Origin of the sequence: Amycolatopsis sp. NPDC051373 (genome assembly GCF_040689465.1) — a bacterium.
Taxonomy (GTDB): domain Bacteria; phylum Actinomycetota; class Actinomycetes; order Mycobacteriales; family Pseudonocardiaceae; genus Amycolatopsis.
Genome location: NZ_JBFBAE010000018.1, coordinates 108,654 through 131,203 on the forward strand (window position 1 = coordinate 108,654; position 22,550 = coordinate 131,203).

21 protein-coding genes are annotated in these 22,550 nt (G+C 69.9%); 10 read left to right on the top strand and 11 right to left on the bottom strand.

Translation table 11 applies throughout. The annotated features are described in order from the left end of the window. The first annotated feature begins 5 nt into the window (after positions 1-5). Together AB0383_RS30565 and AB0383_RS30570 are read left to right on the top strand one after the other, a co-directional pair. Positions 6-509 (top strand): metallophosphoesterase, encoded by a 504-nt coding sequence (locus AB0383_RS30565; RefSeq protein WP_364178699.1) that lies wholly within the window; start codon positions 6-8, stop codon positions 507-509. An 18-nt stretch (positions 510-527) separates the two neighbouring features. Continuing rightward, on the top strand, positions 528-1,511 hold the full coding sequence (locus tag AB0383_RS30570) for a PHP domain-containing protein (RefSeq protein ID WP_364178702.1): 984 nt from the start codon (positions 528-530) through the stop codon (positions 1,509-1,511). 1 nt (position 1,512) lies between these two features. Here AB0383_RS30570 and AB0383_RS30575 read toward each other — a convergent pair whose 3' ends face one another. The 4 genes from AB0383_RS30575 to AB0383_RS30590 form a co-directional block, all read right to left on the bottom strand. Next, positions 1,513-2,196, bottom strand: coding sequence for a L,D-transpeptidase family protein (locus AB0383_RS30575; protein WP_366189196.1), 684 nt, complete (start codon positions 2,194-2,196; stop codon positions 1,513-1,515). A 63-nt stretch (positions 2,197-2,259) separates the two neighbouring features. Then, a complete protein-coding gene (locus AB0383_RS30580; protein WP_366189197.1) occupies positions 2,260-3,108 on the bottom strand; it encodes a chitosanase in 849 nt (282 codons plus the stop codon). Positions 3,109-3,535: 427 nt separating this feature from the next. Continuing rightward, entirely contained in the window at positions 3,536-4,018 is a 483-nt protein-coding gene (locus AB0383_RS30585) for a hypothetical protein (protein ID WP_364178710.1), read from the bottom strand. 11 nt (positions 4,019-4,029) lie between these two features. Then, positions 4,030-5,442 carry a hypothetical protein gene (locus AB0383_RS30590; protein ID WP_366189198.1) on the bottom strand — a complete coding sequence of 471 codons (1,413 nt, stop codon included), beginning with the start codon at positions 5,440-5,442 and terminating at the stop codon, positions 4,030-4,032. 189 nt (positions 5,443-5,631) lie between these two features. Between AB0383_RS30590 and AB0383_RS30595 the strand changes: the two genes are divergently transcribed. Together AB0383_RS30595 and AB0383_RS30600 are read left to right on the top strand one after the other, a co-directional pair. Further along, positions 5,632-6,102 (top strand): hypothetical protein, encoded by a 471-nt coding sequence (locus tag AB0383_RS30595; RefSeq protein WP_366189199.1) that lies wholly within the window; start codon positions 5,632-5,634, stop codon positions 6,100-6,102. Positions 6,103-6,117: 15 nt separating this feature from the next. Beyond that, entirely contained in the window at positions 6,118-7,005 is an 888-nt protein-coding gene (locus tag AB0383_RS30600; RefSeq protein WP_364178719.1) for a phosphotransferase, read from the top strand. A 76-nt stretch (positions 7,006-7,081) separates the two neighbouring features. Here the strand turns inward: AB0383_RS30600 and AB0383_RS30605 are convergent, their stop codons facing one another. After that, positions 7,082-8,242, bottom strand: a complete 1,161-nt coding sequence (locus AB0383_RS30605; RefSeq protein ID WP_366189200.1) for a saccharopine dehydrogenase NADP-binding domain-containing protein — start codon at positions 8,240-8,242, stop codon at positions 7,082-7,084. 90 nt (positions 8,243-8,332) lie between these two features. Here AB0383_RS30605 and AB0383_RS30610 point away from each other — a divergent pair, with 90 nt between their 5' ends. After that, entirely contained in the window at positions 8,333-9,169 is an 837-nt protein-coding gene (locus tag AB0383_RS30610; RefSeq protein WP_366189201.1) for an LLM class flavin-dependent oxidoreductase, read from the top strand. 6 nt (positions 9,170-9,175) lie between these two features. Here the strand turns inward: AB0383_RS30610 and AB0383_RS30615 are convergent, their stop codons facing one another. After that, the gene (locus AB0383_RS30615; protein WP_366189202.1) at positions 9,176-9,724 is read right to left on the bottom strand and encodes a DUF4262 domain-containing protein; all 549 of its coding nucleotides are present in this window, start codon (positions 9,722-9,724) and stop codon (positions 9,176-9,178) included. An 89-nt stretch (positions 9,725-9,813) separates the two neighbouring features. Between AB0383_RS30615 and AB0383_RS30620 the strand changes: the two genes are divergently transcribed. The 3 genes from AB0383_RS30620 (at position 9,814) to hrpA (ending at position 15,294) form a co-directional block, all read left to right on the top strand. Beyond that, positions 9,814-10,125 (top strand): hypothetical protein, encoded by a 312-nt coding sequence (locus AB0383_RS30620; protein WP_366189203.1) that lies wholly within the window; start codon positions 9,814-9,816, stop codon positions 10,123-10,125. A gap of 43 nt (positions 10,126-10,168) precedes the next feature. After that, on the top strand, positions 10,169-11,350 hold the full coding sequence (locus AB0383_RS30625; protein WP_366189204.1) for a cation:proton antiporter: 1,182 nt from the start codon (positions 10,169-10,171) through the stop codon (positions 11,348-11,350). Positions 11,351-11,412: 62 nt separating this feature from the next. After that, positions 11,413-15,294 carry an ATP-dependent RNA helicase HrpA gene (gene hrpA / locus AB0383_RS30630; RefSeq protein WP_366189205.1) on the top strand — a complete coding sequence of 1,294 codons (3,882 nt, stop codon included), beginning with the start codon at positions 11,413-11,415 and terminating at the stop codon, positions 15,292-15,294. Here the strand turns inward: hrpA and AB0383_RS30635 are convergent. After that, positions 15,287-15,685, bottom strand: a complete 399-nt coding sequence (locus tag AB0383_RS30635; RefSeq protein WP_364178738.1) for a hypothetical protein — start codon at positions 15,683-15,685, stop codon at positions 15,287-15,289. The genes hrpA and AB0383_RS30635 overlap by 8 nt on opposite strands. A gap of 155 nt (positions 15,686-15,840) precedes the next feature. Beyond that, a complete protein-coding gene (locus AB0383_RS30640; RefSeq protein WP_366189206.1) occupies positions 15,841-16,716 on the bottom strand; it encodes an AraC family transcriptional regulator in 876 nt (291 codons plus the stop codon). A 151-nt stretch (positions 16,717-16,867) separates the two neighbouring features. Between AB0383_RS30640 and AB0383_RS30645 the strand changes: the two genes are divergently transcribed. Next, positions 16,868-17,950, top strand: a complete 1,083-nt coding sequence (locus AB0383_RS30645; RefSeq protein WP_366189207.1) for an aldo/keto reductase — start codon at positions 16,868-16,870, stop codon at positions 17,948-17,950. Positions 17,951-17,953: 3 nt separating this feature from the next. Here the strand turns inward: AB0383_RS30645 and AB0383_RS30650 are convergent, their stop codons facing one another. The 3 genes from AB0383_RS30650 to AB0383_RS30660 are packed head-to-tail and all read right to left on the bottom strand — an operon-like array spanning position 17,954 to position 20,631. Then, positions 17,954-18,391, bottom strand: a complete 438-nt coding sequence (locus tag AB0383_RS30650) for a hypothetical protein (RefSeq protein ID WP_364178747.1) — start codon at positions 18,389-18,391, stop codon at positions 17,954-17,956. Between the two features lie 57 nt (positions 18,392-18,448). Beyond that, a complete protein-coding gene (locus AB0383_RS30655) occupies positions 18,449-18,916 on the bottom strand; it encodes a hypothetical protein (RefSeq protein ID WP_364178750.1) in 468 nt (155 codons plus the stop codon). 23 nt (positions 18,917-18,939) lie between these two features. Further along, positions 18,940-20,631, bottom strand: coding sequence for a bifunctional 3'-5' exonuclease/DNA polymerase (locus AB0383_RS30660; RefSeq protein WP_366189208.1), 1,692 nt, complete (start codon positions 20,629-20,631; stop codon positions 18,940-18,942). Positions 20,632-20,785: 154 nt separating this feature from the next. Here AB0383_RS30660 and AB0383_RS30665 point away from each other — a divergent pair, with 154 nt between their 5' ends. Continuing rightward, on the top strand, positions 20,786-22,423 hold the full coding sequence (locus AB0383_RS30665; RefSeq protein WP_364178756.1) for an acyl-CoA synthetase: 1,638 nt from the start codon (positions 20,786-20,788) through the stop codon (positions 22,421-22,423). Positions 22,424-22,550: the final 127 nt, after the last annotated feature.

Sequence of the window (22,550 nt, forward strand, 5' to 3'; positions counted from 1 at the left end):
CGACCGTGCGGCTGCTGCTCGTCGCGGACACCCACTTGCCCAAACGCGCCAAAGACCTGCCCGACGAGGTCTGGGCCGAGGTGGAGCGGGCCGACGTGGTGGTGCACGCGGGCGACTGGGTGGATCTCGACGCGTTCGACGCGCTCGCCGTGGCCAGCAAACGGCTCGTCGCGGTCTACGGCAACAACGACGGGCCCGAGCTGCGCGAGTGGCTGCCCGAGGTCGCCCGCGTGACGCTCGGTGGCGTGCGCCTGGCCGTGATCCACGAAACGGGCGACGCGAAGGGCCGCGAAGCGCGTTGTGAAGCGCAGTTCCCCGACACCGACGTGCTCGTGTTCGGCCACAGCCACATCCCCTGGGACACCGTGACGCCCGGCGGCCTGCGTCTGCTCAACCCCGGCTCGCCCACCGACCGGCGGCGCCAGCAGTTCTGCACCTACCAGACCGCCGAGATCCGCGCCGGGAAACTCACCGACGTCGAGCTCCACGAGCTGCCCCGGCGCGCCTGAACGGGTAGAACAGGACACATGGACCCGGCACGCGCACTGCGCGACATCGCGTTCCAGCTCGAACGCGCGGCTGAGCCGACCTACCGCGTTCGTGCCTTCCGGCAGGCGGCGGCGGTGGTCGACCACCTGTCGCAGGAGGAGCTGGAGAGCCGGGTGCGCTCGGGCACGCTGCAGGCGCTCAAGGGCATCGGCAAGGCGACGGCCGGGGTCATCGAGGACGCGTGGCTGGGCCGTGTGCCCGCGTACGCGGCGAAGGTCGCCGAAGCCGATCTGCCCGACGGTGGCGAACTGCGCGCCGCGCTGCGCGGTGACTGCCACACGCACTCCGACTGGTCTGACGGCGGCAGCCCGATCCAGGAGATGGCCGAGGCCGCGCGCGACCTCGGCCACGAGTGGATCGTGCTCACCGACCACTCGCCGCGCCTGACCGTGGCCAACGGTCTTTCGCCCGAACGGCTGCGCAAGCAGATGGACGAGGTCGCGCGCGTCAACTCCGAACTCGCCCCGTTCCGGCTGCTGCACGGCATCGAGGTCGACATCCTCGACGACGGCGCGCTCGACCAGCGTTCGGACTTGCTGGAGCGGCTGGATTTCGTGGTCGCCAGCGTGCACTCGAAGCTGCGCATGCCTTCGCGCGAGCTGACGCCGCGGCTGCTGGCGGCCGTCGCGAACCCGCACGTGCGCGTGCTGGGCCACTGCACCGGCCGGCTGGTGCGCGGTCCTCGCGCGCGGCCGCCGTCGACGTTCGACGCCGAGAAGGTGTTCACCGCCTGCCGGGACCACGGCGTGGCGGTGGAGATCAACTCGCGCCCGGAGCGGCTCGACCCGCCCATGCCGCTGCTGCGGATGGCCGTGGAGCTGGGCTGCGAGTTCGCCATCGACAGCGACGCGCACGCACCCGGTCAGCTCGACTGGCAGGTCTACGGGTGTGCACGCGCCGAAAAGGTCGGTCTCACCGCGGATCGCGTGATCAACACCCGGCCGGCTGACGAGCTCGTCTAGTCTACTGTGGACTGATTCCGATGTTGATCACGGGATGCCCGGCCGGGTCGAGCCAGCGCATCACGGCGTCGAGGTCCGCGCCCGGGATGGACACGCAGCCCGCCGTCGGCTTGCCCGACGCGACGTGCAGGAAGAACGCCGAACCCTTGCCCGGCACGGCGGGCGAGCGGTTGTAGTCGATCACGGTCGCGTGGTCGTAGACGGGGCCGGCCTTGCCGAGGTCTTCGCCGGCCGCCTCGTTGAACGGGCAGGTGCCGGGCGCGCACGAGTAGTGCGTGTTGTAGAAGGGCGACGTGACGTCGGAAACCCACCAGTCGTTCTCGGTCACCTGGCGGTAGGACAGCCGGGTGCCGTTGGTGGGCTGGATGCCGAACGCTTCGGTGAGCGTCCAGACGCCCGCGGGGGTGTGCGACGTCGTTTCGCTCGCCTCGCCGATGCCCTCCGTGCCGACGAACGCCGGGAACGGCCCCAGAGCGCGCACCCAGTGGGAACCGTGGCGCTGCCAGGCGATCAGCGTGGCGGTGGTCGACGACGGATCCGGGGCGGTGACCGTGACCATCTGGCCGGCGGGACCGTGGTAAGGCAACGGGGGATTCTGTACGGGGTTCTGGGCGGGCGAAGCCGGTGCGGCGGTTGCCAGCGTACCCAGCGCGACGCAGACCAGCGTCCCCAGAACGGTTCTCATGGCGCGTGAGCTTACGGCACAAACCCGGGCCACCGTGGGGAAATCAGCGGCCCGGGTTGGTGCTCAGTTGATCGTGTACGAGTCGCCGTAGACCTTCCACTTCAAGGGCGTGTGGAGGTCGAGGTTGCCCGCGTCGAGGAACACGAGCTGTTCGGTGTCCACGCGCGAGGTGTCGGCGTGGGCCTCCTCCTGCTTCATGATCACCTTGCGGGCGTCGAGGAACGCCTTGAGGTAGGTGGTCTCGTTGCCGCCCTGTGACGGCGGCTTCGCCTTCTTGATGGCGGAGTTGCGGATGCCGCCGAAGCTGTCGGAGCTGTTGCCGGGGCCGTGCATCACGATGGCGTCGTAGTAGATGAACTGGCCCAGCGCGCCGAGGCCGTCGGACTTCGCCTGGTTCACCGACGGGTTGAAGTACACACGGTCACGCTCGCTGTTCTGCGCGGCCTGGAACTGCGACGTCTTCGCCGCGGCCTTCCACGCGTCCACGAACGCCTGGCCGAGGCCGGCGTGCGAGTCGGTGCCGTTGACGTTCCTCAACGCCGGCAGGTACTTCGCCAGCGGGTTGTTCGGCACGGAATCGGTGTAGGCCTGCACGAGCTCGAGCATGTCGCCGGTGCCCGAGCAGAAGCCGATGATGCCGGCGGTGTAGCCGCGGCCGTCGCCGATGTCCTCGATGTAGCTGTACTGGGCCTTCCAGTCGAGGCTCGAGTTCTCCGCACTGGAGACCAGCTGCATCGCGATGTCCTTCTTCTCCGGCGAGGCGAGGTCGCCGCCGGAGGCGAGGATGGAGGCAGCGCTTACGGGGGCGGGAGCCGGGGCGGCACTCGAGAAAGCCGGTGTGGCCAGGACGACGGTGAGAGCCGACGCCACGGTGAGGCCGGCAACGAGAGCAGGCCGCATCGTCTTGCGCATGGGGGTATTCCCTTTCCGCAGGAATGTCAGGGCGGGACCATGACAGGTGGGCAAGGCGGACGAAGCCGTGAATTCCCTGGCGTACCAGGGTAAACACGGCTCCGGTGCTGCTGCGGCGTAGCGCAACGATAACCGCGCGTGATCCCGGCGGCAAGGGGCAGATCGGGTTTTCGCGGATGTGAACACGCGGCGGGATCTGTTGCCCGGAGGGTGGTACAGGGTTCCGGTGATCGGGAAACTGTTCCGTGCTCGAGAGTTGTCTGCTCGTCAGTGAGCTTTGGCTATCCGCAAAGGACATTCTTCACGTCGAACGTCCGGTGTGGAAATCAGTTTCGAGTGCGCAGAAACGGTGCGCACGTGGGGATGGGGCAGCCTTCCCTCTGCTGGCCTTGTGAAGGGTGCCGGAAGTCGGGTGAGCGGAGGTGGGCTATTGGCGGTGTGCGCCTGCCGGCCAGATCACGGTCACGGGGACTCCGCGTTGTCGGGCGGCGTCGACGACGTCGGCTGTGCCGCCGTGTCCGCCGGAGGGGCCGCCGTCCCAGACGGCGATCATGCTGTCGACAGTGCCGAGGACGTGTTCGCTGGCAGCCATGTACGCGGCTCGGTTGGACTCGTCGAACGGCAGCGTTGTGATGGTGGTGGCCTTGGCGAGGAGCTCGTCGAACTCGGCGAGATTGTCCGGTTTCACTGTGTGTTCGCGGTAGCTGGTGGCGGGGAGCACGACTTCGACGGTGCCGCCGAGTTCCAGCACGACGCGGGCGAAGACCTGGTCGGCTCCGCGGGCCAGGCAGGTCACCCCGGCGATGTCTTCGGGCCGATGGTTCGCGAGGGCGTTCTTGATGCTGTCGGCGACGACGGGGATCGCCGCCTCGGCCAGGTTGGAGTGCCCGGTGATTCCGATACGCGGCACGAGGTTCCCTTTCAAGCGGCGATCAGGTCGGCGATCGCCTCGCGGGCGTCGCGCACGGCAGGCACGGTAGCGAACGGCGCGGACTCGCGTCGGAAGTCCTGGAGCTTGGTGCCGACCCGGCCGGACGCCCACTGGGCGGCCGCCGGCAGTACCTCGATGATCAGCTCGCCGGCTCGATCCGGCTCGCGGCTGATCAGGTGCGAACGCGCGAGGCTGATGGTGTCGAACATTCGGTTGCGTACCCGCTCGGGCGCCCGGAGTTGGAGCGCGCGGGTGAGGTAGTCCTGCGCGGGGCGGGTTTGGCGGGGGTCGAAGCGGGCGAGGTCGCGGAAGCGGGCGCCGATCGTGCCGGCCAGTTCGGCCTCGTCGAGGCTTCGGGTGGACGGGGTTCGCGCGTCGGTCTCGTTCGCACCTTCGCTGAAGTAGTCCTCGGCCAGCCCGACGGCGCGGCGGAAAGCTCGGGCGTCACCGTGCAGCGCGTGCGCCCAGGCCTCGCGGGTGGCGAGCACCGCTCGCAGCCGTGGTGAGGCGGTGCGGCGGGTGCGGTATTGGGCGAGCTGCACGACCTCGAGACCTTCGGCGCCGCGGCCGAGGTCGAAGCACTGCCGGGCGAGCGAGCACAGTGCGACGGCGGCCAGCCCGTCGTCGCGCGCGGCGTGGGCGAGCTTGGCCGCGAGGATGAAGTAGCGCTGGGCGTCGGCGTGGCGGGCGGTGTCCCAGGCCATCGTCGCGGCGATGTCGGCGAGCTCGGCTCCGACGCGGAAGCCGCGGAGGGTTTCCGGCCGGCCCTGCGGCGCGGCGCGTAGTCGGCGGGTGTGGGCGTTGAGCTGGGCGACGACCGTCTGCCAGGAGATGGCGTTGTGCTTCGTGCTCCAAGAACGCAGCACGGCGACGAACTGTTCGGCGACGTCGAGCTCGTCGCCGGTGTAGCTCTCGCCGGCGTGGCGAGCTCTGAGTTCCAGTGGGAAGAGAAAGGGTTGCAGCTCCGTCGCCAGCGCCGTGCCCGCGAGCAGAGCCGCGCTGGTCAGGACGTGGCGGCGGGTGTGAGTGGTCAAGTCCTGTTCCGTTACGAGCTGGGCGTGGTCGACGACGGCAGTGGGATCCCACCCGTGCGCCGGCTGGCCTGGCGGTGTGACCGGACCGGTGGCGGCCCGGCGAGGCGGGGCGAAGCCGAGTGCACGGTCGTTGGGTGCGCCGAGCACGTGCCGGAGCGCGGAGCGGTAGGCGGCGTTCGGCCACCGGGCGACGCCTCGTTCGAGTTTGGCCAGGTAGTGGGCGTCGAGGGCGTGCCGCTTGCCGGTGTTCTCCCAGAGCCACACGTTGACGGCATCGGCGACGTCGCTGCGGCTCGCGTGCTCGCCGGGCGCGGTCGGGGAGGGAAGCCGTTCGCGCGCGGCGCGAAGCAGCCGATTCGGCTCGGTCATCACACCCCCTCCCACCTACACGAAGTGTAATCAAGGGGCGACCGGTGAAGCACGAGCTGCGCGTCGGCTGCCCCGGGTTTCCCCGTGAATCCCTCGTCGCCGGCCTCCTCGGCCTCCGGACGGGGAATCAAGATCAATCCCACGTGCGGATTGCACGAATCCGGATCATTCCTACGGAGGGATGTACTGATGACCGCTGTCGTCACCGAACGCGCGAGCGGGCGCTCACTGATCTCGGACGAGCTGTTCGCGACGCTCGTGCGCCGCGTCGTCGCCGAAGACCACCTGGACCAACGCCTCGCCGAGCGCACCGTCGATCAGGCGCTCGCTTACCTCGGCGCGTGCGCGGGGAACAGCGGCGGCCTGCTCGCGCCGAGCGAGCAGGTCGACCTCGGCTGGCACGCTTTCCTGCTCTACACCCGCGACTACGCGCTGTTCTGCGACCAGGTCGCCGGCCGGTTCATCCACCACGTTCCCACCGAGCCCGGCGATCCCGACGCAACCGGTGAGACCGCTCGCGTGGTGCTGTCCCGCACGGTGCGAGCGATCGAGGCCGCAGGGTTCGCCGTCGATCACGAGCTGTGGCCGTGTGCACCGGTGAGCACGTGCACCGGCTGTCACAATGGCTGCCACAACGACCCGCCGCCCCCGCCGCGCTAAGGAGCGACCCGCCTGATGCCCCGCTCTTCCTGGGACGACCTTCCCGCATCGGTGCGGGTGGCGATCGAGCGAGAAGCCGGACTGGCCGCGCGGATTGAGCTCCCCACGGCCGGCCGCAACTCCGACTTCTCCGCGACGCTGCACACCGAGCGGGGCGAGGTGTTCTGCAAGGGCATCAGCGACGCCGAGGGCAGCCGCGGCCGGATGCACCGCCACGAGGCGGACATCAACGAGTGGCTGCCCCCGGCGATCGCGCCCCGTCTGCGCTGGCGGACCGAAGCCGATGAGTGGTTGCTTCTCGGCTTCGACCACGTCCGCGGTCACCACGCCGATCTCTCACCGGGATCACCCGACCTCGACGCCGTGGCCGACACCGTCACCATTCTCACCACGGAGCTCGCGAACTCCGCCGCACCCGCTCCACGCCTGGCCGAGCAGTGGGCCCGGCTCGCGCCCTGGCGCCGACTGGCCAAAGACCCGACCGCAGTCCTCGACGACTGGACGCGGGAACACCTCGACCAGCTGATCACCTGGGAAGCCCGCTCCCTCGAAGCCGCCGATGGCGACGATCTGCTCCACACCGACCTGCACTCGCTGAACATGCTCATCGACCAGCGTGCCGTGGTCATCGACTGGGCGTGGTCCCGCAAAGGTGCCGCGCCGGTCGATGTCGCGTTCCTCCTCGCGCGACTGGTCGCCGCGAGGCATGGCGTCGAGGAAGCCGACCGGTGGTGCGAAGCAATTCCTGTGTGGCGGTCGACCTCGGCCGAGGTGCGCACTGCGCTGGCGGTGGAGATCTGGGGAATCTGGCTCCACCAAAGCATTTCCGAGCCACGATCACTGTGGGACAGTCTGGTGCCCGCCGCCTCCCAAGTCGCGAAGTCGCTGCTTTGCAGAACCTGAAGTTTGCTGGGGCCAGGGATTACGGAACCGGGTTCGGGTCTTTGTGGACTATGGTAATTCCACAAAGGACTTTACGTCACAAAGTCCTGAACGACATACCCGCCCGCATCAGCCGCTCGATCAGCGCGTCACCCATCGCCGTCGCCGTGGTGACCTGGCCGGCGGTGGTGGGCAGCTCGTCGAAAGCCAGGCACAGGGCCGATTCCGCCAGCATCTTCGCCGTTTCGTCGTAGCCGGGGTCGCCGCCGGAGACTTCGGTGGTCACGTGCTCGCCGCCGCCTGAGCCGGTGAAGCGGACGGTGAACCAGGACTTCGCCCGGCGCGCCAGGCTGGGTCCCTGGCCCGGCGCGAGCAGCTTCGACAGCGCCTCGCGCGCGGGGGCCAGCTGGGCGGCGGCGAACAGCGCGCCCGCGCCGGCTGTCGCGGCCGCTACCGACGGCAGGCCGGAGAAGGCCGCGAAGTGGCGGTAGCGGAAGTCCGGGCCGTAGCGCGCGGACGCTCGCGCCGAGTGGCCCACGACCTGCGGGTCGATCGTCGGCAGCGGCACGGCCCACTGTCCGGTGCCGGGCACGCGGTGCGGGCCGCCGATCGGGGTGCGCACGCGGCGGCCGGCGAGTGGTGGTTCGGCCGCCGCGCGGTCCTTGGCCGCGCGGTTGGCGGCGGGCTGGCGGGAGAACGCCGTCATCGCCGTGAGGAAGGTGCCGCCCGAGGGCATGGCGCCGACGCGGACGTAGCCGTCGACCTGCAGCGGGACGTCCTCGGGCAGCTGGCGCACGGTGTACCAGGCGCCGAGGTCGTGCGGGATCGAGTCGAAGCCGCAGCTGTGCACGAGCCGGGCGCCGGTGTCGGTGGCCTTCGCGTGGTGGGCGAGGTACATGCGGTCGACGAACTCGGACTCGCCGGTGAGGTCGACGTAATCGGTGCCCTCGGCAGCGCACGCGGCGACCAGCGGCTCGCCGTAGTGCAGGTACGGCCCGACCGTGGTGGCCACGACCTTCGCCGACGCGGCGACCGCGCGCAGCGAGTCGGGATCCGCGATGTCCGCGCTGAGCAGGGGCAACGTGCCCAGACGCTCGTCGATCGCCGCCAGCCGCGTGCGCAGGTCCTCGAGCTTGGCGCGGTTGCGGCCCGCGAGCGCCCAGCGGCAGCCGGGCGGGGCGGAACGCGCGAGGTACTCCGCAGTGAGCGTGCCGGTGAAGCCGGTGGCGCCGAACAGCACCAGGTCGTAGTCGGCCATGCGCGTGCCTCCCGAAGGTCCGGTCCCGAGGTTACCGCCGGGTCACTTCAGGGCCGGAATCTCCGCCCGTCCGGGGTCGTTGAACGCGTGGTGACGGACTTCGGGCGGGACATCTCGACGGGCTACTTCCTGGTGCCGAACGCGGCCGACCCGTTGGTCGAGCACGCGCGCGAGCTGGAACGGATGGGGTTCGAGCACCTCGCCGTGCAGGACCACCCCTACCAGCGCCGGTACGTGGAGACCTTCGCGCTCATGGGCGTGCTCCTCGGCGCGACGACGAAGATCCGGGTGTTCCCCGACGTCGCCAACCTGCCGCTGCGCAACCCCGCGGTGCTCGCGAAGGCCGCCGCCAGCCTCGACCTGCTGTCGGGCGGCCGCTTCGACCTCGCCGTGGGCGCCGGCGCGTTCTGGGACGCGATCGTCGCCTACGGCGGCCCGCGCCGAACCCCGGGCGACGCGCTCGCCGCCGAGGAGGAGGCGATCACCGTCATCCGCAAGATCTGGAGCGGCGAGCACAACCTCCGCTTCGACGGCCGCTTCCACACCCTGGCGGGAGCCCACTCCGGCCCCGTGCCGACGCGTCCCATCGGCCTCTGGTTCGGCTCGTACGGCCCCCGCGCGCTGCGCCTCACCGGCCGCCTGGCCGACGGCTGGGTCGTCAGCCTCCGCGACGACCCGGCCGAAGCCCTCCGCATGGCCGCGGCCGTGGACACCGCCGCCCTCGACGCCGGCCGCGACCCGGCGTCGATCCGCCGCGTCCTCAATGTCGGCGCCACCCCGACCGCCTCGGAACTCGCCGACTTCGCCCTCGCGGGCGGCTTCGACACCTTCGTCCTCTCTGGCGCGGACGACCGGGCGTCGCACGTGTTCATCGCCGAGACGATCCCGGACGTGCGCGAACAGGTGGCGGCGGAACGCTCGGCGTGACGGCGCTCAGAGGTCGGCGGTCCAGGGCCCCTTCGCGTGCTGGGGTGGGCTGAGCCACAGCTGAGGCTGCCTCAGCGCGAGTTCGGGAGCGAACTCGTCCTGCGCCGGGAAGCGGCCGTCGCGATCGGGCCAGAGCACCTGCAGAAACGGGACGGCCGGGTGGGTGGCGCGGTAGAAGCGTTGTGCCGTCCCGAAGAACACGTCGTGCCAGCCCTCGTCGACCGGCCGCAGCGCCAGGCGGCCGGATTCGAGGACGTCGTCCAGCTCGTCACCGGCGGCCGGTCGCCGGCCCGCGGCCACCTGCTCGCCGATCACGTTGAGCAGCCCCATCCCGGGCTGGGGCTCCAGTCCGAACACGGCGAGCTCCGGCACGCGGAACGAGTGCCACAGCCCGATCGTGAACGTCCACCCGGCACTGACCTCGTCCTCCGGGATGGCCAGCAGACCCCAGCCCGGGTCGGCGATGTGCTCGAACAGGCGGGCGTCGACGGAGCCGAGGCGGTCGCGGTCGCCGTAGTCGAGGCAGACCATGCACCTGCACGCGTCGGTGGACATGACGGCAACGCTATCCGGCCACTCCCGGTCACCAGCGTCCACTGTGGATCCCCTGATCAATATTAAAGAGATGGTAAACTGACCCGACGATGACTGCTGCCGCCGCCACCGCGCCACGGCACCGGTCCATCCTCAGTGTCCTGCTCGCCGCGTTGCTGCTCCTCGGCGTCGCCGCGCCCGGGCCGGTGCACCCGGGCCTGTCGCACGAGGACGCGAAGCCGGTGCTGGTTGCCCAGCAGTCGCCGCACTTCGTTGCCGCGCAACCGATCCCGGACGCCACGCCGCCGGAGCAAAAGAAACAGCGGCCGGCCACGACAAGCACCACGCTCGTCGACGAAACCACCACCGCGGAGCACCGGTCCGACCCGAAAGCACCCGCCCGCGCGCCTCCCGCCGGCTGAGTACGCCGTCCCCTCACCCGTACTCAGCTGTTGGAGGTTTCCCATGACCAACGGTCATGCCTTGCTGGCCGTCGGCGGTGCGTTCCTGGCGGCCGGGGTCGTCGCGCGCGTCGGGGCGCGGATCGGGCTGCCGACGATCCCGTTGTTCATGCTGGCCGGCTTCGTGTTCGGCCCACACACGCCCGGGTTGTCGCTTGTGGACGACCCCGCCGAGCTCGGTGTCCTGGCCGGGCTCGGTCTCGTGTTCCTGCTGTTCTACCTCGGCCTCGAGTTCTCGCTCGACGACCTCGCGCGCGGCGGCAGACGCCTGGCCGCGGCGGGGCTGGGCTACCTGGTGCTCAACGTCGGCGGCGGGCTCGCGTTCGGGTTCACGCTGGGCTGGGGCACACGCGAAGCGCTGGTGATCGCGGGGGCGATCGGCATCTCGTCGTCGGCCATCGTGACCAAGCTGCTGCTCGAAACGCGCCGCACCGCCAACCCCGAATCCCGCCTGATCATGGGCGTGATCGTGCTCGAAGACCTGTTCCTCGCGCTCTACCTGGCCCTGCTGCAGCCCGTGCTCAGCGGCGCCGACGGCTTCGGCGCGGCGCTCGCCGACTTCGGCAAGGCAGTCGGCTTCCTGCTCGTGCTCGCGGCGCTGGCGCGCTGGGGCGGCCGGCTCGTGTCGCGGCTGTTCGGCTCGGCTGACGACGAGCTGCTCACCGTGTGTTTCGTCGGCGTCGCGGTGCTGGGCGCGGCCGTCGCCGAGAAGGTGGGCGTGTCCGACGCGATCGGCGCGTTCATGGTCGGCATGATGCTCGGCGGCTCGAAGGTCGCCCCGCGCGTGCACAAGCTGGTGCTGCCGCTGCGCGACGCGTTCGGGGCGCTGTTCTTCTTCATCTTCGGCCTCTCGATCAACCCGGGTGCCGTGGGGACGGTCGTGGTCCCGGTTCTCGCGGCCGTCGCGCTGACGCTCGTCCTCAACCTCGCCGCCGGCGCGTTCGCCGCCCGGCTGCACGGCTTCGACCGCCAGGCCGGGGTGAACATCGGCCTGACCGTGCTCACGCGGGGCGAGTTCTCGCTGGTTCTCGCGACGCTCGCGGTGGCGGCCGGGCTCGACGAGCGAGTGGCCCCGTTCGTCGCGGGATATGTGCTGCTCCTGGCCGTGATCGGGCCGCTCGCGGCGGTGCGTTCGGAGCGGCTGACCTGGCTGTTGCCGGCCCGGCTGGTCCGGCTGCGGGTGTGACGGGAGACGCCGGGCATATTCAGGAGCCAGGCCTGTCACGCACCGCTATCCTCGAAACAAGTATGTCCACTCAATTCCCCCTCGAGGCGTTGCGCGCGCGGCTGCCCGAGCTGATGTCGCGCGACGAGCACCGTCTGCGCCGTCGGCTCGACGGCGCGCGCCGGTCGCGTGACAAGCAAGCCGTGGCCGAGCGCATCGCCGCCGACGTGACCGCCGCCGAGCTGCGGGTGCAGCGCCGGCGCGAGAGCGTGCCCAAGATCGAGTACCCCGAAGAGCTGCCGGTCAGCAAGCTCAAGGACGAGATCGCCCACGCGATCGCCGAGAACCAGGTGGTGATCGTCGCGGGCGAGACCGGCTCGGGCAAGACGACCCAGCTGCCGAAGATCTGCCTCGAACTCGGCCGCGGCATCCGCGGGCAGATCGGGCACACGCAGCCGCGCCGGCTGGCCGCGCGCACGGTCGCGGACCGCATCGCGAGCGAGCTGAAGACCGAGCTGGGCGACGCCGTCGGGTACAAAGTCCGCTTCACCGACCAGTCCGGCCAGGACACGCTCGTGAAGCTGATGACCGACGGCATCCTGCTCGCCGAGATCCAGACCGACCGGATGCTGCGCCAGTACGACACCCTCATCATCGACGAGGCCCACGAGCGCAGCCTCAACATCGATTTCATCCTCGGCTACGTCAAGCAGCTGCTGCCGCGCCGGCCCGACCTCAAGGTGATCATCACCTCGGCCACGATCGACCCGGAGCGCTTCTCGAAGCACTTCGACAACGCGCCGATCGTCGAGGTCTCCGGCCGCACCTACCCCGTCGAGGTCCGCTACCGGCCGCTCATCGACCCGGACGACCCCGAGGCCGATCCCGATCGCGACCAGACGCAGGGCATCCTCGACGCCGTCCTGGAGCTGCAGAGCGAGGGCCCCGGCGACGTGCTGGTGTTCCTCTCCGGCGAACGCGAGATTCGCGACACGGCCGACGCGCTCAACCGCCTCGACCTGCGCAACACCGAGGTGCTGCCGCTCTACGCGCGGCTGTCGTCGGCCGACCAGCATCGCGTGTTCCAGCGCCACACCGGGCGCCGGATCGTGCTCGCGACCAACGTCGCCGAGACGTCGCTGACCGTGCCGGGTATCAAGTACGTGGTGGACCCGGGCAACGCGCGCATCTCGCGCTACAGCCACCGCACGAAGGTGCAGCGGCTGCCGATCGAGGCGATCTCGCAGGCCTCGGCCAACCAGCGCAAGGGCCGCAGCGGCCGGACGTCCGACGGCATGTGTATCCGGCTGTACTCCGAAGAGGACTTCGAGTCGCGCCCGGAGTTCACGGACCCGGAGATCCTGCGCACCAACCTCGCGTCGGTGATCCTGCAGATGACTTCGCTCGGCCTCGGCGACATGGCGGCGTTCCCGTTCGTGGAGCCGCCGGATCGGCGCCAGGTCACCGATGGCGTGCAGCTGCTGCAGGAGCTCGGCGCGTTCGAGGTGGACGACGCGTCGAAGCTGACGGACATCGGCCGCAAGCTCGCCCAGCTGCCGGTGGACCCGCGGATGGGGCGCATGGTGCTGGAGGCCGCGCGCAACGGGTGTGTGCGCGAGGTGATGATCATCGCCGCGGCACTGTCCATCCAGGACCCGCGGGAGCGTCCGGCGGAGAAGCAGCAAGCGGCCGACCAGCAGCACGCGCGCTTCGCCGACCCGACGTCGGATTTCCTCGCGTACCTCAACCTGTGGGAGTACGTGAGCGAGCAGCAGAAAGCGTTGACGGGCAACCAGTTCCGCCGGCTGTGCCGCAACGAGTACCTCAACTACCTGCGCATCCGCGAGTGGCAGGACATCTTCAGTCAGCTGCGCCAGCTGGCCAAGCCCCTGGACATTTCGCTGAGCACCACACCGGCCGACCCGCAGCACGTGCACACGTCGCTGATCGCGGGGCTGCTCTCCCACATCGGCCTCAAGGACCCGGCCAAGGGTGACTACCTCGGCGCGCGCGGGGCGCGGTTCTCCGTGTTCCCGGGTTCGGCGCTGTTCAAGAAGCAGCCGCGCTGGGTGATGTCGGCGGAGCTGGTGGAGACCTCGCGGCTGTGGGGGCGCGTGAACGCGCGCATCGAGCCGGAGTGGGTCGAGCCGCTGGCCGCCCACGTCGTGAAGCGGTCGTATTCGGAGCCGCACTGGGAGCGCAAGCAGGGCGCCGTGATGGCGGTGGAGAAGGTGACGCTCTACGGCGTGCCGCTCGTCGCCGACCGCCGCGTGAACTACGGGCGCATCGATCCCGAGCTGTCGCGCGAGCTGTTCATCCGCCACGCGTTGGTGGAGGGCGACTGGCACACCAACCACCAGTTCTTCTCGGAGAACCGCGCGCTGCTCGACGAGGTCGAGGACCTGGAGAACCGCGCTCGCCGCCGCGACATCCTCGTGGACGACGAGACGCTCTTCGAGTTCTACGACCAGCGCGTGCCGGCCGACGTGGTGTCGGTGCGCCACTTCGACAGCTGGTGGAAGAAGGCGCGGCGCGGCGACCCGGACCTGCTGTCGTTCGAGAAGTCCATGCTCATCAACGAGACCGCCGGCGGCGTGCGCGAGTCGGATTACCCCGACTCGTGGACGCAGGGCTCGCAGGTCTTCGGGCTCACCTACCAGTTTGAGCCCGGCGCGGACGCCGACGGCGTCACCGTGCACATCCCGCTGCCCGTGCTCAACCAGGTGACGCCCGACGGGTTCGACTGGCAGGTGCCGGGCCTGCGGTTGGAACTGGCCACCGCGCTGATCAAGTCTCTGCCGAAAGCCTTGCGGCGCAACTTCGTCCCGGCTCCCGACACGGCCGCGTATGTCCTTTCGCGAGTATCGCCTTCGGACGGTCCGCTGATCGAGGTCCTGTCCGACGAGCTGTTTTCTTTGCGTGCCGTTGACGTACCGCTGTCGGCCTACGACCTGTCCGCCGTGCCGGACCACCTGCGGGTGACGTTCCGCGTGGTCGACGACCGCGGCCGTAAGGTGGCCGAGGGCAAGGACCTGGAGGCGTTGAAGCTCAGCCTCGCCCCGAAGGTGCGCGAGACGATTTCGAAGGCCGCCAACAGCATCGAGAAGGCCGGCCTCACGCAGCCTGCTTTCGGTTCCCTGCCCAAGGTTTTCGCGTCCACCCAGCGCGGCCACGACGTCAAGGCGTACCCGGCTTTGGTGGACGAGGGGTCGTCGGTCGCCGTCCGCCTGCTGGACACTCCGGGGCAACAGCAGCACGCGATGTGGGCCGGCACCCGGCGCATGCTGCGGCTGAACCTGAACTCGCCGATGAAGTTCATCACGCGGTCGCTGTCCAACTCTTCCAAGCTCGTGCTGAACCGCAACCCGCACGGCAGCGTCGCCGCCCTGCTGGAGGACTGCGTCGACTGCGCGGTGGACTCGTTGATGACGTCGTACGGCGGCCCGGCTTGGGACGAGGCGGGTTTCGCTTCGCTGCTGGAGCACGTCCGCGCCGGCTTGAACCCCGCTGTGCTTGCGGTTCTGACGGACGTCGAGCGGATCTTGCGCGCGGACATCGACGTGGAGTCGGTCCTGCCCGACACCCGCGGCCCGGCCGAGTCGTTGGCGGACATGCGAGCCCAGCTCTCCGGCCTGGTCCACGTGGGCTTCGTGACGGAAACGGGCGCTTCGCGGCTGCGTGATGTCGAGCGTTATCTGAGGGGCATCTCGCGCCGCTTGGACAAACTCGTCTCCGAGCCCACCCGCGACCTTCAGCGCACCGCCGACATCGCGTGGATCACGGAGGAGTACCGGTCGGCTCTGGCCGCGCTGCCTGCGGGGACTTCGTCGCCCGCGCTGTCGGAGGTGCGGTGGATGATCGAGGAACTCCGGGTGTCCTTCTTCGCCCAGACGCTCGGGACGGCGTATCCGGTGTCGCTGAAACGCATCACGAAAGCTTTGGATGACGCCTTGGCGGCTATTTGACAGCCAGCGTCACGGTCGCCGCACCTGCCGACACCATCCCGGCGAACGCCGAAAAGGTAGCGGCCTGACCGCCGACACTCTTGAAGACGGCCTCGGCGGCCTTGCTCCATGCCCGCTGTCGCACGGCGAGCTTGAGCTTCTCGAACTTGTGCTGCCGGAGGTGGCAGCCGAGCAGGATGCCGTTGGCGTTGTTGCGGCAGAACTGGCCCGCCCTCGTCGGAGCGCAGCACCACATCGGAGCCTGGAAAAGGCAATACAGCACGACGAAGACCGACAGAACCGCGATGACGCCCGGTCCGACGGACGGCACCAGCCAGAAGAATCCGACCGCGATGAGGATCAGGTAGCCCCACAGCCTCCGCAGAATCTTCTTCGTGCTTTTTCTGACCATGCGAACCGAAGCTACTGATCTTCGCCATTCGTCCGATAGCTGCCCACGAGGGAATTCGCCGCTGTTGGCGAAGGGTGAACTGCACGCTGTGCGACCTTTGTTGCCCCGAAGGGATTTCTTCGCGTTGCGCCGTGTGGTGCCTGGGGCAGGTGAATTCAGTTCACGATTCCCGCTCGCAGCCTCGTCGAATCCTGGCCCGGCGGCACACCGAACTGGCGGCGGTATTCGCGGCTGAACTGGGACGCGCTGTCGTAGCCCACGGTGTAGCCGATGGACGCGACGTCGTCGTCGGTGCGGGAGAGGAGGAGCAGGCGGGCCTCCTGGAGGCGGATGTGTTTCTGGTACTGGATGGGCGTCATGGCCGTCACGGCGCGGAAGTGGCGGTGGAAGGACGACTCGCTCATCGCAGCGAGGCGCGCGAGGTCGGCGACGCGCAGGGACTCCGCGTGGTGGTCGCGGATCCAGCGAATGGCGCGCCCGACGTGCGAGAGGCTGCTGTCGGCGAGGCCGATCTGGCGGATGGTCGCGCCCTGGGCGCCGGTGACGAGGCGCCAGAGGATCTCCTTCTCGATGAGCGGCGCGAGCACGTGGCGGTCGGCCGGGTGGTCGGCCAGGCGCAGCAGGCGGACGAACGCGTCGAGCAGCTCGGCGGGCGCGTCGCTCACGGTGATGGCCGACGGGGTGGCCGGGGCTGAGTTCGTGGTGCCCGTTTCGAGCAGGAGGGCGGCGACGGCCTCCGGCTTGAGGACCAGGCCGGCGCCCAGGAACGGTTCCGTGGGGCTGGCCTCCACGAAGTGCCCGGTCACGGGCATGTCGACGGTGACCACGAGGTACTGGCCGGCGCCGTACTCGTAGGTGCGCTCACCCGTGCCGATGCGCTTGCGGCCCTGCGCGACGACGGCGAGCACCGGGCCGGTCAGCGAGGCCGCCGGGTCGGCGGGCGCGCGTTCGCACGACAGCATCACGCCGCCGGGCAGGTCGGTGCGGCCGGCGTAGCGGGTGATCAGCGTGCGCAGCTCGGAGAGGGACACGCTTCGATTCGACCACGGCCGCGCCCGCTGGGCAACTGGCGATCGTGACAGGATCAGGCAAGAGGCTACGACTTTCGGGCTCACGGTGCCACGCCCGGCGCTGGTGTCATTGGACGGCAACGAAATCCCGTGATGAGCCAGGAGAACCCCCGTGAGCCTTGATTCCTACGTCCACCTCGGCCGCTCCGGCCTCGTCGTGAGCCCGTTCTGCCTCGGTGCCATGAACTTCGGCGAGGACACCGGTGTCGGCTGCAGTGTCGAAGAGTCCGAGAGGATCCTGCAGACCTACCTCGACCGCGGCGGCAACTTCATCGACACCGCCAACTTTTACACCAACACGCATTCGGAGAAGATCGTCGGCGATTTCCTCGCCGCGACGCCGGGGCTGCGCGACCGGGTCGTGCTGGCGACGAAGTTCTTCGTCAACCTGCACCCCGGCGACCCCAACGGCGGTGGTGCCGGTCGGAAGGCGATTCTGCACCAGGTGGACGATTCGCTGCGCCGCCTCGGCACCGACTACCTCGACCTCTACTACCTGCACAACTACGACCGCCACACGCCCGTCGAGGAAACGCTGCGCACGCTCGACGATCTCGTCGGCGCCGGCAAGATCCGCTACGTCGGGTTCTCCGACACCCCGGCGTGGTTCACGGCCAAGGCGCAGACGATCGCCCAGTTCCGCGGGTGGGCGCCGGTGGCCGGGTTGCAGATGGAGTATTCGCTGCTGGAACGCACTATCGAGGGCGAGCTGCTGCCGCTCGCCGAGGACGCGGGCATGGCGATGCTGCCGTGGAGTCCGTTGAAAAGCGGGTTCCTGTCCGGCAAGTACACCCGCGACGGCGCGGCGGCGGACACCCGTCGCGGCGCGGCGTTCGGGGTGGGGCCGACCGAGGAGCAGTTCCGGGTGATCGACGTGGTGGTGGGGATCGCGAAGGAGCTGGGCGTGAGCCCGGCGGCGGTGGCGCTGGCGTGGGTGCAAGGCCGGCCGGGGATCACGTCGACGCTGATCGGGCCGCGGCGGGTGGAGCACCTGACGGAGAATCTGGCTGCGTTGGACTTGAAGTTGAGCGCCGAGCAGGTCGCCGCGCTGGACGAGGTTTCGGCGCCGCAGCTCAACTTCCCGGCCGAGCCGAACCGCGGCATGGCCCCGACGCTGCGTTACGCGGGCGCGACCGTGAACGGGCAGGAACACGGGGTGTACCCGCCGCTGCTGCAGAACTCGACGCGGTACTGACGCTCAGAGGGCGACCCAGCAGTACAGGCGCCCGTTCGTGGGCTTGGCCTGCTTGGCGAGCGCGGCGAGTTCGTCGACGACCGCGAGGAGGTCTTCGGCGGTGGCCTCGCCGCCGAGGTCTTCGGCGTGGGACCAGAACTCTGCCAGCTCCCGGCGGCGGGTTTCGTCAGTGGCGGCGAGGGCGTCGCGGAACTCGTCGGTCAGGGTGACGACGGTGGCCTCGCTGCCACCGACTTCGGCGACCAGTTTCATGGCCCGGGGGTTGTCGGCGGCGGCTTCTTCGGTGATGCCCGTGAGGAAGGCTTCAGCGCGGGGTACCTGCATGAAGGGGTCGATGCCCTTGAACGCGGCCGTGGGGAAGAGCGCTGCCGGACCCCCGGGCGCTTCGAGAGCCGTGGCGGCCTCCTTGTCCGAATTGGCCGTGAAGTAGTCGTAGAGCATGAGGGAACTCAACCACAGGGTGACCCGGCGACAAAGCCGAACGTTTCAGGGTTGAGGTCAGTCGCCGGAGAAGCCCCAGAAGAAGACCTCGCTGGGCGTGCCGTTCTGGTAGATCACCAGGCTTCGGCCGGTCCAGCGGTCGCCCATCAAGTCGGCGAGGGGGCCGGAGGGGCCGGGCCGGAAGACTCGGTCGAAGTCGGCCACCGAGGGTTGGTGGGTGCCGAACACGTCGGTGAGCTCGGCGGTGCTCAACGGCCGAATGGTTCCCACGCTGTCGGCTTCGGAGATCTCGTGGGTGTCGAGGATCGAGTGGGTCCCGGCGTCCCAGAAGTTTTCGGAGTCTTTGGCGGCTTCGAGGTCTGCCAGGGTTCTGGGCCGGGGCACGGGAGTGACGTACTCGGGATCGAAGTCCTCCCAAGGCCAGAGGTAGTCGCTGGTGGACAGGAGTTGCGCTTGGACGAATTTGTGGGTTGCTTTGACGCTGCCGGCATAGGGCGCGCGGTAGTGCCAGCCTGAGGCTCCCATGGAAATCTCCTTCTTCGGGTGGGTTATTTCGCGTCGGCGTAGGTGTCGACGGCGAGTGCCTGCATGGGGAAGTGGACGGGACACGCCTCGCCGAACAGCATCTGCGCCGACTCCGTCACGGTGGACTCGATGAGGGCCGACACGGCGGGCGCCAGTTCGGCCGGGGTGTGGACGATCACCTCGTCGTGCTGGAAGAAGACGAGGTGGGCGGGGGCGGGGAGGCGGCCGCGGAGGGTGGCGAGGAGGACGGCCGTCAGGTCGGCCGCGCTGGCTTGCACGACGAAGTTGCGGGTGAAGCGGCCCCAGCCGCGGGAGGCGCGGCGGGCGCGGGTTTCCGTGGCTTCGTCGTCGGCGAGGCCGCCGGTGAGGGCGCGCCACGCGGCGGATGGCGCGGGGGAGGTGCGGCCCAGCCGGGACCGCACGCGTTCGCCGCGTTCGCCGGCGGCCGCGGCCTGTTCCACATAGGACACTGCGTCGGGGAAGCGCTGGCGGAGCAGGGCGAGGAGGGGTCCCGCCTCGCCGGAGGTGCCGCCGTACATGGCGGACAGCATGGCGATCTTGGCCCGGGAGCGGTCGTCCGAGGAACCGGACGGTGGGGGAACGTAGCGGGCGCCCGAAAAAAGAGCCTCGCCCAGCCGGGCGTACAAGTCCGTGGCCGCCGAGACCTCGGCCAGCCGGCGGTCGCCGGACAACGCTGTGAGGACGCGTGGTTCCAGCTGCGCGGCGTCGGCGACGACGAGTTTCCACCCGGGATCCGCGCGGACGCACGTGCGCAGCACCTTGGGGATCTGCAGCGCGCCGCCGCCGCGGGTGGCCCAGCGGCCGGAGACCACGCCGCCGACGACGTAGTGGGGGCGGAAGCGGCCGTCGGTGACCCATTCGTCGAGCCAGGCCCAGCCGTTGGCCGAGTGCAGGCGCGAAAGTTCCTTGTACTCCAGCAACGGCGCGACGGCCGGGTGGTCGATGTCGCGCAGCAGGTACTTCCGCGCGGCCGGGACCTCGATGCCCTCGCGGGCCAGCGCGCGGATGACGCTCGGCGACGAGTCGGGGTTCACCGGCCGGCCGCCGAACGCGTCGGTGATCTGCGCGGCCAAAGCGACCAGCGCTTTCGGCCGCTGTCCGGACGGCACTCGCGGACCGAGCCGGGACTCCAGCAGCGCACGGTGCAGGTCGGCCCGCCACGGCAACCCGGCCGCCGACATCTCCGCCGCGGCCAGCGCGCTCGCCGACTCCGCCGCCAGCAGCAGCCGCATCCGGCCTGGCGAAGCGACGGAAGCCACGCGTTTTTCCTGCTCCGCCAGCACGCGCCGCGTCGCGTCGGCCACCGTGACTCCCTCGGGCAGCCCCGGTCCGCGCGGCGAGAACAGCGTGGGCTGAGCCGCCTCGCCGAACGCGGGCCCGTCGTCGGGTGGCTCCTCGCCCTGCGCCCGCGCCCACGCCGCGCGCAGGCTGCGCGACTCGCTCTCGCGCCCTTCGTACGCGAGCAGGAGGCCTTCCGCCAAGGCCAGGTCGTAGCAGCGCCCCAGCCGCACGCCCGCGTCGATGAGCTTCGGGTACAACGCGTCGACCGAGGGCAGCACCCAGCGCGGCGCCTCGGCCTCCTCGAGCCGCCGCACCTCGGCCACCCAGTCGGACCTCGACAGCCCGCGGGAGGTGCCCGCCGGCGTCGAGATCGTGTAGCCGGAGTCCTCCTCCTGGCCGGTGATCACCTGCACGCCGTCATTGTGCGCGGGACCACCGACAATTTCGGTCACCGAACGCGGCCGCCGTGGTCTGGTGCACGCGCGCCCGGCTTGGTCTACTGTCGAGTAGCCACCCATACCGGGGGTACGGGCGGCTTTTCCCCGAAGCAGCGACGGAGGTGCCCGGATGAGGAACCCGGCCGGGGTGTTCGGCCTCGCCAGCCAGGTCACGGACAAGGTGGCCGAGACCGTGCGCAGCATCGACGTGATGCGCCGCGCGGGACTCGTGCCGTTCCCGCGGCTCGACGAGGGTGTGCGCTCGGTCGTGGCCATCCGGAAGTACGGCCCGTTCGCCGGCGCCAACCACATCGCCGCACGCCGCGACCCCGCGGCCGTGGGGATCGTCGACGAGCTCGGCCCGCTCACGTTCAAGCAGCTCGACGACCGCTCCAACGCGCTGGCCAGGGCCTGGTCCGAGCGCGGGCTCGGCGAGGGCACCGTGATCGCCGCGCTGTGCCGCGACCACCGCGGCCTCGTGCTCACCATGGCCGCCGCCGGCAAGCTCGGCGCGCGCCTGCTGCTAATGAACACCGGCTTCGCCAAGCCGCAGCTGGCCGACGTCGCGAAGCGTGAACGCGTCACCGCGCTCGTGTACGACCAGGAGTTCACCGGCCTGCTCGACGCGATTCCCGGCGACGTCGAGCGCTACCTCGCATGGGTCGACGAGCCGGGCGATCACTCCATACCGGTGCTCGACGAGATCATCGCCAGCACCGACGACCGCCCGCTGCCCGCGCCTGCCAAGCCCGGCGGGTTCGTGCTGCTCACCAGCGGCACCACCGGCACGCCGAAGGGCGCACCGCGGCCGCACACGTCGCCGCTCGCGTCCGCGCAGTTCCTCGACCGCATCCCGCTGCGCGCGGGCGAAGCCACGTACATGGGCGCGCCGCTGTTCCACGGCACCGGGCTTTCGCAGTTCATCCTGAGCTTCGCGCTGGGTTGCAAGGTGGTGATGCGCCGCAAGTTCGACCCGGAGCAGACGCTCAAGGGCGTCGCCGAGCATCGTTGCACGACGCTCGTGCTGGTGCCGACGATGCTGCAGCGCATCGTCGACCTACCGCAGGAGGTGCGCGCCAAGTACGACACGTCGTGTCTGCGGATCATCTTCGTCGCGGGCTCCGCGCTGTCGCCGGACCTGGGCAACCGGGCCAACGAGCAATTCGGCGATGTCGTGCACAACCTTTACGGCTCAACGGAAGTCGCCGTCGCGACTGTCGCCACGCCGGAAGACTGGCGCAAGGCGCCGGGCACCGTCGGGCGCGCGCCCGTGGGTTGCCGTGTCGCGCTGTACGACGAGCACGGCCGCCAGATCACCGAGCCGAACGTGACGGGCCGCGTCTTCGTCGGCAGCGGCCTCAGCTTCGGCGGCTACACCGACGGCCGCCACAAGGAGATCATCGACGGCCTGCTCTCCAGCGGCGACGTCGGCCACTTCGACGAAGACGGCCTGCTGTTCATCGACGGCCGCGACGACGAGATGATCGTCTCCGGCGGCGAGAACGTGTTCCCGGTGGAGGTGGAGAACCTCCTGGTGGAGCGCGAAGACGTGATCGAGGCCGCCGTGATCGGGGTCGAGGACGAGAAGTTCGGCCAGCGGCTCAAGGCGTTCGTGGTGCGCAGCGAGCACTCCACGCTCGACGCCGACGGGGTGCGCGACTACGTGAAGTCGAACCTCGCCCGGTACAAGGTGCCGCGCGACGTCGAGTTCCTGGACGAGCTTCCGCGCAATGCGACCGGGAAGGTGTTGCGCTCCAAGCTCAGCTGAGCTTGCGACAGTGTCCTGAAGCTGCCGAACCGGACATTCACGGCCGGCGGCGGCGATCCGTGCTGCCAGACTTCGGGCGGATCGAGGACGCCGACCGTTGAGGGGTGCGTGCTGACCCTGAGCCGGG